The sequence below is a fragment of the Pseudomonas paraeruginosa PA7 genome (genome assembly GCF_000017205.1).
Classification (GTDB): domain Bacteria; phylum Pseudomonadota; class Gammaproteobacteria; order Pseudomonadales; family Pseudomonadaceae; genus Pseudomonas; species Pseudomonas paraeruginosa.
In genome coordinates, this window is record NC_009656.1 from 4,476,255 (window position 1) to 4,488,695 (window position 12,441).

The 12,441-nt window shown below is 67.2% G+C and carries 12 protein-coding genes; 6 read left to right on the plus strand and 6 right to left on the minus strand.

Annotation, left to right across the window (positions count from 1 at the left end):
• The first annotated feature begins 296 nt into the window (after positions 1-296).
• The 5 genes from PSPA7_RS20645 (at position 297) to PSPA7_RS20665 (ending at position 5,155) form a co-directional block, all read left to right on the plus strand.
• On the plus strand, positions 297-791 hold the full coding sequence (locus PSPA7_RS20645) for an LEA/WHy family protein (protein WP_003153715.1): 495 nt from the start codon (positions 297-299) through the stop codon (positions 789-791).
• Between the two features lie 7 nt (positions 792-798).
• On the plus strand, positions 799-993 hold the full coding sequence (locus PSPA7_RS20650) for an SEC-C metal-binding domain-containing protein (RefSeq protein WP_003153714.1): 195 nt from the start codon (positions 799-801) through the stop codon (positions 991-993).
• Positions 994-1,146: 153 nt separating this feature from the next.
• Positions 1,147-1,788, plus strand: coding sequence for a glutathione binding-like protein (locus PSPA7_RS20655; RefSeq protein WP_012076756.1), 642 nt, complete (start codon positions 1,147-1,149; stop codon positions 1,786-1,788).
• A gap of 122 nt (positions 1,789-1,910) precedes the next feature.
• A complete protein-coding gene (gene quiP, locus PSPA7_RS20660) occupies positions 1,911-4,454 on the plus strand; it encodes an acyl-homoserine-lactone acylase QuiP (RefSeq protein WP_012076758.1) in 2,544 nt (847 codons plus the stop codon).
• 149 nt (positions 4,455-4,603) lie between these two features.
• The gene (locus tag PSPA7_RS20665; protein ID WP_012076759.1) at positions 4,604-5,155 is read left to right on the plus strand and encodes an AAA family ATPase; all 552 of its coding nucleotides are present in this window, start codon (positions 4,604-4,606) and stop codon (positions 5,153-5,155) included.
• A gap of 3 nt (positions 5,156-5,158) precedes the next feature.
• Here PSPA7_RS20665 and PSPA7_RS20670 read toward each other — a convergent pair whose 3' ends face one another.
• From PSPA7_RS20670 to amaB, 5 genes are all read right to left on the minus strand, one after another.
• The gene (locus tag PSPA7_RS20670) at positions 5,159-6,520 is read right to left on the minus strand and encodes a DNA recombination protein RmuC (protein WP_079262248.1); all 1,362 of its coding nucleotides are present in this window, start codon (positions 6,518-6,520) and stop codon (positions 5,159-5,161) included.
• 764 nt (positions 6,521-7,284) lie between these two features.
• Positions 7,285-8,040, minus strand: a complete 756-nt coding sequence (locus tag PSPA7_RS20675) for an RES family NAD+ phosphorylase (protein ID WP_074197528.1) — start codon at positions 8,038-8,040, stop codon at positions 7,285-7,287.
• Between the two features lie 136 nt (positions 8,041-8,176).
• A complete protein-coding gene (locus PSPA7_RS20680) occupies positions 8,177-8,545 on the minus strand; it encodes an antitoxin Xre/MbcA/ParS toxin-binding domain-containing protein (RefSeq protein WP_012076762.1) in 369 nt (122 codons plus the stop codon).
• Between the two features lie 73 nt (positions 8,546-8,618).
• Positions 8,619-9,905, minus strand: a complete 1,287-nt coding sequence (amaA, locus tag PSPA7_RS20685; protein ID WP_012076763.1) for an L-pipecolate oxidase — start codon at positions 9,903-9,905, stop codon at positions 8,619-8,621.
• Between the two features lie 63 nt (positions 9,906-9,968).
• Positions 9,969-11,462, minus strand: coding sequence for an L-piperidine-6-carboxylate dehydrogenase (gene amaB / locus PSPA7_RS20690; protein ID WP_012076764.1), 1,494 nt, complete (start codon positions 11,460-11,462; stop codon positions 9,969-9,971).
• Positions 11,463-11,635: 173 nt separating this feature from the next.
• Here amaB and PSPA7_RS20695 point away from each other — a divergent pair, with 173 nt between their 5' ends.
• A complete protein-coding gene (locus PSPA7_RS20695) occupies positions 11,636-12,112 on the plus strand; it encodes a GreA/GreB family elongation factor (RefSeq protein WP_033998987.1) in 477 nt (158 codons plus the stop codon).
• A gap of 2 nt (positions 12,113-12,114) precedes the next feature.
• Here the strand turns inward: PSPA7_RS20695 and PSPA7_RS20700 are convergent, their stop codons facing one another.
• The gene (locus PSPA7_RS20700; RefSeq protein WP_012076765.1) at positions 12,115-12,396 is read right to left on the minus strand and encodes a double zinc ribbon domain-containing protein; all 282 of its coding nucleotides are present in this window, start codon (positions 12,394-12,396) and stop codon (positions 12,115-12,117) included.
• Positions 12,397-12,441 lie beyond the last annotated feature (45 nt).

Consider the following 12,441-nt stretch of genomic DNA (forward strand, 5'->3'; position numbering starts at 1 on the left):
CCGAGTGACGGGCCGGGCGGAGTGGCGCCCCCTGACGATTGCGGGAACGATTGTACCCCTCGCCGTGGTCCCATGCAGTGACTGGGTCGGCAACGGCCAGGCTCGGGTCAGCCATGCCGGACGCGCGAGCCGACGGGAAGACTTGCACGGGCATACGCGCTTCTCCATGCTCCCCGGGCCGCAATGCGGGAAACATGTGGACACAGGCCTGTAGCTGAAACATCTTTCCTCTATACAACAATGAGTTGCAGCACATTCACTGCTTGATAAACTGGGGCGTCTCGGGGGGGATTGACATGAATTACCAGGCGCAAATGATAAGAATTATCAGCCTTATGATGATGTGGGGCGTAATCTCCAATCTGTCCGGCTGCAGCTGGATGACCGGCAACTTCGAAGACCCGGACGTCAAGCTGCTGAAGGTGGAGGTGATCAAGGCACGCCTGCTGGAGCAGGAGTTCGTCATGCGCTTCCGCATCGACAATCCCAACGACTTCAGCCTGCCGGTGCGCGGCCTGCGGTACGCGGTGCAACTCAACGACATCCAGCTCGCCGAAGGCGAATCCGGCCAGTGGTTCACCGTACCGGCCCACGGCCACGAAGTGTTCGACGTGCCGGTGCGAACCAATCTCTGGCGCCACATGAAATACATCGTCAAGCTCCTCGAACGTCCGGAGGAGCCGATCCGCTATCGCCTGGCGGGCGAGGTGAAGACCGGCCTGATGTTCGGCCGCAGCGTGCACCTGAGACGAAATGGCGAGATAATTCCCGGCGATTTCATTCCAGAGTAGGTCCCCCATGAGTCAGGAACCCCACGTGCACGGCCCGAACTGCAACCACGACCATGATCACCAGCACGACCATGGCCACGTCCACGGCCCGCACTGCAACCACAGCCACGAGCCGGTGCGCAACCCGCTGAAGACGGTGGGCCGCAACGACCCCTGCCCCTGCGGCAGCGAGAAGAAATTCAAGAAGTGCCACGGCGCCTGAGCGCCGCCGCGCTCGGAGAATTCCAGGCCCGCATGACAGCGGGCCTTTTGCCGGCGCGACAGCGCTGTGCAGCGACCGGCACGATTTGCATCGAACCTCCCGTCCTGGCGTACAGTCTTCCTTTCGTAACCCATCGAAGAAGCGGAGGCACCGATGATCGACCTCTACTACTGGACCACCCCGAACGGCCACAAGATCAGCCTGTTCCTCGAGGAGGCCGGCCTGCCCTATACCCTCCATCCGATCAACATCGGCCAGGGCGAGCAGTTCCAGCCGGAATTCCTGAAAATCTCTCCGAACAACAAGATTCCCGCCATCGTCGACCGGCAGCCGGCCGACGGCGGCGAACCCCTGGCCCTGTTCGAGTCCGGCGCGATCCTGCTCTACCTCGCGGAAAAGACCGGCCGCTTCCTCGCCAGGGACCTGCGCACCCGCGAACAAACCCTGCAATGGCTGTTCTGGCAGATGGGCGGGCTGGGGCCGATGGCCGGACAGAACCATCACTTCAGCCGCTTCGCCGCGCAGAAGATCCCCTACGCCATCGAGCGCTACGTCAAGGAAACCGCGCGCCTGTATGGCGTCCTCGACCAGCGTCTGGCCGACCGCGCCTTCGTCGCCGGCGACGACTACAGCATCGCCGACATGGCGATCTATCCGTGGATCGTCCCGCACCAGTGGCAGGAGCAGGATCTTGCCGACTTCCCCCACCTGCAGCGCTGGTTCGAGAACATTCGCCAGCGCCCGGCGACGCAACGCGCCTATGCTTTGGTGGAGCGCATCAACCCGCCGAAGTAGCGAGTCCCGAGCCGGCCTGCGAATGTCCTCGCGGACGACCGCAGGCGGAGCTTGCGCGGCCCTGCGCTCCTCTCTAACGTAGCGCCTCTCGACGCGACCACCCCCGCAGGAGCTCCCACCCCATGGCCTCGCCAGCCTTCATGCGCTTTCTTCCCCGTTGCGGCGCCGCCGCGGCCTTCGGCACCCTGCTCGGTCTCGCCGGCTGCCAGTCCTGGCTCGACGACCGCTATGCCGACAGCCTGCCGCCAACCTCCGGCGTGCAGCCGATCAAGGGCCTGGCGCAGAACGTCTCGATCCGGCGCAACGCGCTGGGCATGCCGCTGATCGAGACCAGTACCTTCCACGACGCGTTGTTCGCCCTGGGTTACGTGCACGCTTCCGACCGCCTCAGCCAGATGGTCGGCCTGCGCCTGCTGGGCCAGGGGCGTCTGGCCGAGATGGCCGGCCCCGGCGCGCTGGAGATCGACCGCTTCATGCGCACGGTGAACCTGCGCCAGGCCGCGGAGATCCAGTACAAGAACGCCTCGCCACGCCTGCGACGCTTCTTCGAGGTCTACGCGCGCGGCGTCAACGCCTACCTGTACCGCTACCGCGACAAGCTGCCGATGGACCTCGCCCAGTCCGGCTACCGCCCGGAATACTGGAAGCCCGAGGACTCGGCGCTGGTCTTCGTCCTGCTCAACTTCGGCCTGGCGGTGAACCTCCAGGAAGAAATCGCCTCGCTGGCGATCGCCCAGAAGGTCGGCAGCGACAAGCTGGCCTGGCTGACCCCGTCCTATCCCGACGAGAACCTGCCGTTCGACGAAGCGGAAAAGCTCAAGGGTCTGCGCCTGGACGGGCAGATTCCCGGTCTCGCCGGCATCGATGGCGCCGCCCGGCAGGTCGCCGCATTGAGCATGCTCGGCGTCGCCGCCTCGAATAACTGGGCCATCGCGCCGCAACGCAGCCGCAGCGGCAAGAGCCTGCTGGCCAACGACACCCACCTGCCGCTGAGCATGCCTTCGGTGTGGAACTACGTGCAGATCCGCTCGCCCAAGTACCAGGCCGCGGGCGTCTCCATCGCCGGCCTGCCGGGCGTGGTGGCGGGCTTCAACGGCAAGCTGGCGTGGGGCATGACCATGGTCCTGGGTGACAACCAGGATCTCTACCTGGAACAGCTGCGACGCCAGGGCAACCGCCTCTACTACCTGGCCGACGGCAAATGGCTGCCGACCCGCGAGCGCCAGGAAACCTTCTTCATCAAGGGCCAGCGGCCAATCCGCGAGGTGATCCACGAAACCCGCCACGGCCCGCTGCTCAACAGCGCCCTGGGTGAACGCAAGAACATCCTCCAGCCGCTGCCGCTGAGCAGCGGCTATGGCCTGGCCTACCGCAGCATCCAGCAGGAAGCCGACCGGACCCTCGACGGTTTCTTCGACCTGTCGCGAGCCCGGACCATCGAGCAGGCCTTCGACGCTACCCGCGAAATCCGCGCGATGCCTCTGAACATCGTGTTCGCCGACGAGAAGCACATCGGCTGGCAGGTCACCGGTCGCTACCCGAACCGCAAGGAAGGTCGCGGCCTGCTGCCCTCCCCCGGCTGGGACGGGCGCTACGACTGGGACGGCTATGCCGAGCCGATCCTCCATCCCTCCGACCAGGACCCGCAGCAAGGCTGGCTGGGCACCGCCAACCATCGGACCGTGCAACCCGGCTACGGCGCCCAGCTGTCCAACTCCTGGTACTATCCGGAGCGCGCCGAGCGCATCGCCCAGTTGGCCGGCGCCAGCAGGAGCCACGATACCCAGAGCATGATCCGCATGCAGTACGACCAGACCTCGCTGTTCGTCGCCAAGCTGCAGGCGATGTTCGACAGCCCCGGCATGGCCCTGCCGCTGCGCCAGGCCATCGACGCCCTGCCGGAAGCGCAGCGCGGTCGCGCGCACGAGGCCTACGACCGGCTGATGGCGTTCGACGGCAAGCTGGCGGCGAACTCCAGCGACGCCGCGCTGTACGGCGCGTTTCTCCAGGAAAGCGCCCGGCAGATTTTCCTCGACGAACTCGGTCCGGAGGATGGTCCGGCCTGGAAGGCCTTCGTCGAAACCGCCAACCTCTCCTACTCGGCGCAGGCCGACCACCTGCTCGGTCGCGACGACAGCCCGTTCTGGGACGACACCCGGACGCCGCAGATGGAAGACAAGCCGGCGATCCTGGCCCGCAGCCTGGCCGCTGCGGTGGCGTTCTGCGAACAGCGGCTGGGCAGCGAGCGCAAGGCCTGGCAATGGGGTTCGCTGCACACCTATGAATGGCAGAGCGACAGTTCGCGGATGGCTCCCTATCTGAGCGCCGGTGAGCGTGCCGGACTCGGCGCAATCAAGGGCTATCTCGACCGCGGTCCCTACCCGGCGGGGGGCGACCATACCACCCTGGACGTGTCTGCCTATAACTGGGGCCAGGATTTCGACACCTGGCTGATCCCGGCGATGCGCCTGATCGTCGATTTCGGCCAGAGCGAACCGATGATCGGCGTGAACAGCAGCGGCCAGTCCGGCAACCCGGCCAGCCCGCACTATGCCGACGGCATCGATGCCTGGCTCAAGGGGCGTTACGTCAGCTTCCCGTTCCAGCCACAGAACCTCGACCGCGCCTATGGCAGCAAGCGGCTGACCCTCACGCCCGCGCGCTGATGGGGACAGGCATGGAACTTTCCACCACGCCACCGCTCTGAACAGTCGACTTACTCCATGATCATCTTCGGGCGTCCTCCCGGGCGCCCTTCTTTTCCTCTCCCTCGCGACATCCTTTCCTCCATCAACCTTTTCCGAAGAGACTCACGATGCCTATCGAGTTGAAGCATTGCTTCGTCTTCACGGGCGCCCCCGGCACGGGCAAGACCAGCCTGCTCGAAGCCCTGCGGCGGCACGGCCAACGCTGCGTGGGCGAGGCTGGCCGGGCGATCATCCGCCAGCAACTGGCGAACCGGGGCGACGCCCTGCCCTGGGCGAACGCCGAAGCGTTCAAGACACTCATGCTGGAACAGGCCCTGGCGACGTGGCAGGCACATCGCGAAACCGCCGGCCCGGTATTCTTCGACCGCGGTATCGTCGACGTCCTGGGTTACGCCCGCCTGAGCCGACTCGACGAACCGCCCGCGCTGCGCGAAGCGGCGAACGACCTGCGCTACAACCGCCGGGTGTTCATCGCCCCGGCCTGGGAAGCGATCTATCGCAACGATACCGAGCGCCGCCAGGATTTCGCCGAAGCCCTGCGCACCGAACGGGCGATGCGCGAAGTCTATGCGGAGTCGGGCTACCGGTTGCTGGAACTGCCCAGAGCCGGCATCGCCGAGCGCCTGGCGTTCGTCCTCGCCCACCTCGGGACGGACTGAGGCTCAGTCCGCCCCACGCTCTTCCGCCGGCGCCACCAGCGCCCGATCCAGCCAGTCCGGCGGCAGGCTCTTGCTGGCGCGAGCCCCCAGCAGCTTGAGCTGCTCGCTACGGCTGATCAGGTTGCCGCGCCCCTCGGCGAGCTTGTTGCGCGCCGCCGCGTAGGCCTTGTCCACCTGCTGCAGGCGTGCGCCGACCTCGTCGAGGTCCTGGACGAAGAGCACGAACTTGTCGTACAGGGAACCGGCGCGCTCGGCGATCTCCCGCGCGTTCTGGTTCTGCCGCTCCTGGCGCCAGAGACTGTCGATCACGCGCAGGGTCGCCAACAGAGTGGTCGGACTGACGATCACGATGTTCTGCGCGAAGGCGTCCTGGAACAGGTTCGGCTCGGCCTGCAAGGCGGTGGAAAACGCCGCCTCGATCGGCATGAAGAGCAGGACGAAATCGAGGCTGTGCAGCCCCTCCAGGCGCCGGTAGTCCTTGCCGGAAAGCCCTTTGACATGGTTGCGCAACGAAGTCACGTGCTGCTTCAGCGCCTGCTGGCGCAGCAGCTCGTCGTCGGCGGCGACGTACTGCTGGTAGGCCGTGAGACTGACCTTGGCGTCCACCACCACTTGCTTGTCGCCGGGCAGTCGGATCAGAACGTCCGGCTGGAAGCGCTCGCCCTCGGCGCCTTTCAGGCTGACCTGGGTGTCGTATTCGCGACCCTTTTCCAGGCCGGCATGCTCGAGCACCCGTTCCAGCACCAGTTCGCCCCAGTTGCCCTGGGTCTTCTGGCCCTTGAGCGCGCGCGTCAGGTTGGTCGCCTCCTCGCCCAGGCGCAGGTTGAGTTGCTGCAGTCGCTCCAGTTCCTTGCTCAGGGAGAAGCGCTCGCGCGCCTCCTGCTGGTAGCTTTCTTCCACGCGCTTCTCGAACGCCTGGATGCGCTCCTTCAACGGGTCGAGCATCTGCCCCAGGCGTTGCTGGCTGGTTTCGGCGAAACGCTGCTCGCGCTCATCGAAGATCTTTCCAGCCAGTTCGGCGAACTGCGCCCGCAACTCGTCGCGCGCCGCCTGCAGGTCGGCCAGGCGCTGCTGATGGCTGTCCTGTTGCTCGCGCAGTTCCGCGGCCAGTCCGGCGCGCTCCGACGCCAGCCGGCGCAATTCCTCCTCCCGCGCCTGGCGCTCGCTGGCCCAGCGCGCTTCCGCCTCGGCCGCGCGCTGCCGCGCTTCGCCCATCAGTTCGGCTTCGCGGCGCAGGGCCGCGGCCTCGCCGGCCAGCTTGGCGTGACGCTCGCCGAGTTGCTGATAAGCCTCCCGCCCCATTTCCAGCTGCGCGTTCAAGCCATCCTGGGCCAACTGGGCGGTCGCCAGCCGCTCGCCGAGCAAGGCCACTTCGCGCTCCGCCAGGCTGCTCCGCCGCTGCAACTGCCAGGCCAGCCCGGCCAGGGGAAGCGCGGCGGCGAGCAGGCCAAGCAACAGGTTCGGTAGATCGACGGCCATCAAGGTACTCCAGCGGGAAAGGACGCCCTCGCCAGTCGGGCGGGCAGGCGCGTGCAGCGGATTCTAGGTTCTCGGAAAAAAGCCGTCGAGCGAATGGCGCCTGCCAGCCAGGCCAGGCAGGATGGCCCTTCCCCGAAGACCTCTGCGATGGCGCAGCAGCAGGCTGGCCACGGCTCGTAGCCAGCGCCGCCTTCGCCACAGGCTCCGGCACTCTTGTCGCGCTCGCAGGGCTTGCTTTGGAGCACGCGATGTGCTGTCGAGCAAGCGCTTGGGAAATCCACAGAACCTGTGGATAACTCGGTGGAAAAGACCTCAAAAAACTGCCGAAGCCCCGATGGAGCGGGGCTATGGGACAGATTGACGATTTTTTCACCAACTATTTTTATCTTTATTTTTCAATAAGTTACGAATCAAACATGAAAAATCAAGCGTTTAGAGCCTATCGCTCTCAGCCCTTGACAAGCTGCTTTCCATTTGTGCACAAATTTTCGCCGCGGCACCTTCGCGCTCCATCGCGGGGCATCCGCAAGCGAAACACGGGGCTTGCGGAGCCACAGGACGAACCGCTGCTCGCGAGAGATCCCGCTCACCCCGCCGTCCTCCAGTCTTCCGGCCCCCCCGCTCCCGGCTGCCGGCGCATTGCCTCAGGGTCATGCCGGCTGGGGCAGGCGGCCGTCCACCAGGAACAGTTCGCGAGCGAACACCTTCGGCGAGCCCGGCACGTGCGCAGGCTTGAACGCCACATAGCTGGCGGTGGTTTCGCACAGCCATGGGGTCAGGTTGCGCGGACGTTTCTCGATGAAGGCCCGCGGCGTGAACAGGGCGACATTGCAGCCACGCTGCGGGCAACGCGCCGAACGATACTCGAATGCCTGTACACCGGCGCCGCGCATGGCACTACCCAGCTCCTGGGCGACTCGGTAGTCGGCGGTATCGGTCAGCGCGCGCTCGTAGTCGGAGAACGGCGGTTCCTGCAGGCGAACGCCCCGCTCCACCTTCCAGGCCGCCTCGAACGAGGCGTGCTCGGAAAGGATCCGCCCACTGGGCGGCGGCACCGCCATGCCGCTCCACAGGACGCAACGGTAATAGGCGCCCTCGGCCATCGCTGTCTCCAGTTTCAGCGCGGCATAGAACAGGCCTGGCTCATGCCGGCGACCGAAGCGCGAGCCCCAGCGCAAGGGCGGATAGCGGAACGGCGTCTTCAACAGGTAATGCAGCGGCTCGGCACTTTCCGGCAGCGGCGGCTTGCTGGACTCCAGCAACTCCTCGAGCAACGCCTGCTCCTCGAGGGTATCCACCAGTTGCAGAGTCGCCACCTGCTCCTGGCTCTCCACCAGCCGCACCAGCCGCCCTTGCAGCGGCCGGACCTGCTTCTCGCCTGCGCAGAGGCGCCAGATCTCGCTCACCATTCCATCCCTCGCTTCCCGTGGTGTCGGATGCCAGCATACCGGCACCGGAATATCCGCTCGGCCAGGCGCGTCGCCACCGGCTGCCAGCCTTTTCCGCGACAGGCGTAGGCAACCCGCTCAGGCGCGCCGGGCATCAGACCTTGCCGCGGATCGCGTCGAGGTACTCCAGTACATGCACCAGGCCCTGTACCTGTCCCATCAGCGCCAGGGGCTCCCCGCCCAGGTGATGGTTGGGCGTGCGCATGAAATGACGCAGGTCCTCCTGTTGCCCGCCGAACAGGGCATACAGCGCGCGGTAGACCCGCACGAGCAGCAGGGCCAGTTCGCCGGTCTTGCTGTCCACCCGCAGGCCCTGGCTCTTCCAGCGACTGATGGCGCTGCGGTCGACGCCGAGGATCCCGGCCAGTTCGAGTTGCGTCAGGCCCAGCTGCTCGCGCGCGGCCAGCACCGCCTTGGCCAGGACGGCATCGGCACTGGGGCGTGCCTTGATGAGAGCGCTCATGACGACCTCCTCATGTGTGTTTACAACAAATTAACATCATTCTGCTGAAAACACACGCACGGACCGCCCTCCTCTAGAGCACGACCCGCAGGCACTGCCCGGCGTGGTACAGGGAAAAGCCCGCCTCGTAGGCGCAACCGCGCAGCCGGGCGGCCGTTACCGGTTTCGACGCGCTGAACGGCAACGGCAAGGCATCGCGCTCGCCGCCCAGCAGATACTCGGCGAACGCCTTGCCCACGACCGTGCCGGTGGTCACCCCCCGGCCGTTGTAGCCGGTCACCGCGAGCAGGCCCGGCGCAGGCTCGAACAGGCGCATCAGGTGGTCGGGCGTGAAGGCGATGCGGCCGGTCCAGGTGTACTCCCAGTCGACCCGGCCGAGCTCGGGAAAGTAGTGCCGCCGGATACGTTCGGCCCACTGGCGGAGAAACCAGGTCGGCTTGCTCGAACCGTTGCCGAGGCTGCCCAGCAGCAGGCGCCCCTGGGCGTCGCGACGGATGCTGCTGAGCACCGTCCGAGTATCCCAGGCCCCCTGGCCATGCGGCAGGATGCGGTCGGCCGCGGCTCCCCGCAGCGGCGCCGAAGCGACCTGGTAGTAGTAGCCGGGGAAGAAGTGCCGGCGCAGGTCGGTCCACTCGCCTTCGGTATAGGCATTCGAGGCGATCACCACCTGTTCCGCCAACACCACACCCGCCGCGCTGCGTACCGCCCAGCACGAGCCGTGACGCTCCAGCCGGCACACCGGCGAGCGCTCGTGAAGACGCCCGCCCAGGCGCAGGATGGCCGCCGCCAGCCCCCGTACATAGGCCATGGGGTTCAATGTTCCGGCACGCCGGTCGAGCAGCGCGGCGCTGATCCGGCGGGTGCCGCAGGCCTCGTGGCAGGCCGCTCCGCCCAACAGTTCCAGCGGCGCGCCGCGTCGCGTCCACTGCGCGTGGCGGCGCCGCAGCTCGGCCACGCCACTGGCGTTGTGCGCCATGTGCAGGGTGCCCTCGCGCCGCAGCTGGCAGTCGATACCGAGGCGCTCGATCGTTTCCATCACCAGCGTCGGCGCCCGGCCCAGCACGCCGTTGAGCTTTTCCCCATGCTCGGCGCCGAGTCTGGAGACCACCTCGTCCGGAGCAATCCAGGTGCCGGCGTTGATCAGCCCGACGTTGCGCCCGGATCCCCCGTGACCGATCTCGTGCGCTTCCAGCACGCACACCGAACGCCCGGCCTCCAGCAGGTGCAGCGCCGCCGACAGCCCGGTGAAGCCGGCACCGATCACGCAGACATCCGCCCGCTGCTCGCCGTCCAGGCTCGCCGACCCGGGCAAGCCTGGCGTGACCACTTCCCATAGACACCGTTGCTGCAAACCACCCATGCGCGACTCCGCTGCCAGCCCGATAGCCATTAGCCATGCGGCGAGCCATCCGCCGCGTTCCGTTCAGTCGAAGGTGATGCCCTGCGCCAGCGGCAGCTCACGGGAATAGTTGACGGTGTTGGTTTGCCGGCGCATGTAGGCCTTCCAGGCGTCCGAGCCGGACTCGCGACCGCCGCCGGTGTCCTTCTCGCCGCCGAAGGCGCCGCCGATCTCCGCGCCGCTGGTGCCGATGTTGACGTTGGCGATCCCGCAGTCGCTGCCGGCGGCGCCCTGGAAACGCTCCGCCTCGCGCAGGTCGGTGGTGAAGATGCACGAGGACAGCCCCTGGGGCACCTCGTTGTTCAGGCGCAGGGCCTCGTCGAAATCGCGATAGCCGATCACGTAGAGGATCGGCGCGAAGGTTTCCGTGCGCACCACCTCGGTCTGCCCCGGCATTTCGACGATGGCTGGCGACACGTAGTAGGCGTCCGGGTAGCGCTCCCGCAGTTGCCGCTCGCCGCCGAACACCTGGCCGCCCTGCTCGCGGGCCCGTGCCAGGGTATCCTGCATGGCCCGGTAGCTGTGCGCGTCGATCAGCGGCCCGACCAGGTTGCCCTCCAGCGGATGGCCGATCCGCACCTTCGAATAGGCCGTCTTCAGGCGAGCGACGATCTCGTCCTTCACCGATTCGTGGGCGATCAGCCGGCGCAGGGTGGTACAACGTTGCCCGGCGGTACCCACCGCGCCGAAGAGAATGCCGCGCACAGCCAGGTCGAGGTCGGCGCTCGGGGCGAGGATCATCGCGTTGTTGCCACCCAGCTCGAGAATGCAGCGGCCGAAGCGCGCCGCCACCCGCGGCGCCACCTCGCGCCCCATGCGGGTACTGCCGGTGGCGCTGAGCAGCGCGACACGCGGATCGTCCGCCAGCGCCTCGCCGGCCTCGCGACCGCCGATCAGCAACTGGCTCAGGTGCGCCGGCGCGTCTGCGCCGAATGCCCGCGCCGCGCGCTCGAACAGGGCCTGGCAGGCCAGCGCGGTCAGCGGCGTCTTCTCCGATGGCTTCCATACCACCGCGTTGCCACAGACCAGGGCCAGCGCGGCGTTCCACGACCATACCGCGACCGGGAAGTTGAACGCGCTGATCACCCCGACCACACCCAGCGGATGCCAGGTCTCGCGCATGTGGTGGCCGGGTCGCTCGGAGGCGATGGTGAGGCCGTACAACTGGCGCGACAGACCTACCGCGAAATCGCAGATGTCGATCATTTCCTGCACTTCGCCGAGGCCTTCCTGGGTGATCTTGCCAGCCTCCCAGGACACCAGTTCGCCGAGCTGGACCTTGTGCCGGCGCAGCTCTTCGCCGAACAGCCGTACCAGTTCGCCGCGACGCGGCGCCGGCACCTGGCGCCAGGCGCGGAACGCCTGTTCGGCGCGTTCGAGCCTGGCGCCCGCAGCATCGCGCCCCTCCAGGCGCAGCATGGCGAGGCGGCTGCCGTCGACCGGGGTATGCACGGCATGCTCGCCCTCGCCGAAGTCGGCGGGGTCGAGGCCGAGGCTGCGCAGCAATCCATCGATCATGGGGGTGGTTCTCCTGGCTGTCCGTTTCCGCCCGTTGTAGTCGGTTTGCCCGGCAGCGACAAACGACCTTTATTCGCCACGTCATTCCGACTTTTCATACAGTTCGGAGCGCTGTCTGGATCCGGCGCATTTCCCGTACCATGCACCCCTTCGCCGACCAGCCACGCCCGACCATGGACAAGAAACAGCTGCTGCACCTGATCATGCAAGCCCTCGCCGCGGATCTCGACGCCGCCGTGCGCGCCGCCCAGACCGCCCACGAGAGCGCGACCCACGAAGAGAACGTCGCCGAGAACAAGTACGACACCCTCGGCCTGGAAGCCGCCTACCTGGCCGCCGGGCAGTCGCGCCGGGTCGAGGAGATCCGCCAGGCGCTGAACCTGTACCGCAACCTGGCGCTGCGCGATTTCGACGAGGAGCAGGGGATCCAGCTCAGCGCGCTGGTCACCCTGCTGAACACCGACGGCAGTCGCCGCGTGGTGTTCCTCGGCCCCGCGGCAGCCGGCCTGAAGGTCGACTGCGAGGGCCGCGAAGTGCTGGTCATCACCCCGCGCTCGCCACTGGGGCAGAGCCTGCTCGGCAAGCAACCGGGCGACACGGCCGGGCCGAAGGATCCCCGCCAGGCGGTGGAAATCCTCGCCGCCGACTGAGCCTACCGCTGCGGCGCGCCACAGGCGCCGCAGAACTTCGCAGCCGCGGCGACTTCCGCCTGGCAGGCGCCGCAGCGCAGCGGCGCCAGGGAGCCACCGCAGCCCTGGCAGAAACGCGCCGTCGCCGCATTGGCGGCACGGCAAGACGGGCAGGGGACAGCCGGCGCGGCGGCCGGCGCCGACGGCTGGCCGTCCGCGCCGCGCCGATGACCGGAACCGTGGTGGCCGCCTCCGCCGTACCCATGATGGCGACCGCCCTGCAGCAACCGTTCGAAGAAACCCATGGCGCAATCCTCTCGTGGTGTTCTGACGCCAACCAGTGAAAAGGC

Excerpts from the sequence above, each read along its gene's own strand:
- PSPA7_RS20650 (WP_003153714.1), top strand. The coding sequence starts at position 799 with ATGAGTCAGGAACCCCACGTGCACGGCCCGAACTGCAACCACGACCAT.
- PSPA7_RS20695 (WP_033998987.1), top strand. The coding sequence starts at position 11,636 with ATGGACAAGAAACAGCTGCTGCACCTGATCATGCAAGCCCTCGCCGCG.
- PSPA7_RS20680 (WP_012076762.1), bottom strand. The coding sequence starts at position 8,545 with ATGAGCGCTCTCATCAAGGCACGCCCCAGTGCCGATGCCGTCCTGGCC.
- PSPA7_RS20655 (WP_012076756.1), top strand. The coding sequence starts at position 1,147 with ATGATCGACCTCTACTACTGGACCACCCCGAACGGCCACAAGATCAGC.
- PSPA7_RS20700 (WP_012076765.1), bottom strand. The coding sequence starts at position 12,396 with ATGGGTTTCTTCGAACGGTTGCTGCAGGGCGGTCGCCATCATGGGTAC.
- amaA (WP_012076763.1), bottom strand. The coding sequence starts at position 9,905 with ATGGGTGGTTTGCAGCAACGGTGTCTATGGGAAGTGGTCACGCCAGGC.
- amaB (WP_012076764.1), bottom strand. The coding sequence starts at position 11,462 with ATGATCGATGGATTGCTGCGCAGCCTCGGCCTCGACCCCGCCGACTTC.
- PSPA7_RS20645 (WP_003153715.1), top strand. The coding sequence starts at position 297 with ATGAATTACCAGGCGCAAATGATAAGAATTATCAGCCTTATGATGATG.
- quiP (WP_012076758.1), top strand. The coding sequence starts at position 1,911 with ATGGCCTCGCCAGCCTTCATGCGCTTTCTTCCCCGTTGCGGCGCCGCC.
- PSPA7_RS20665 (WP_012076759.1), top strand. The coding sequence starts at position 4,604 with ATGCCTATCGAGTTGAAGCATTGCTTCGTCTTCACGGGCGCCCCCGGC.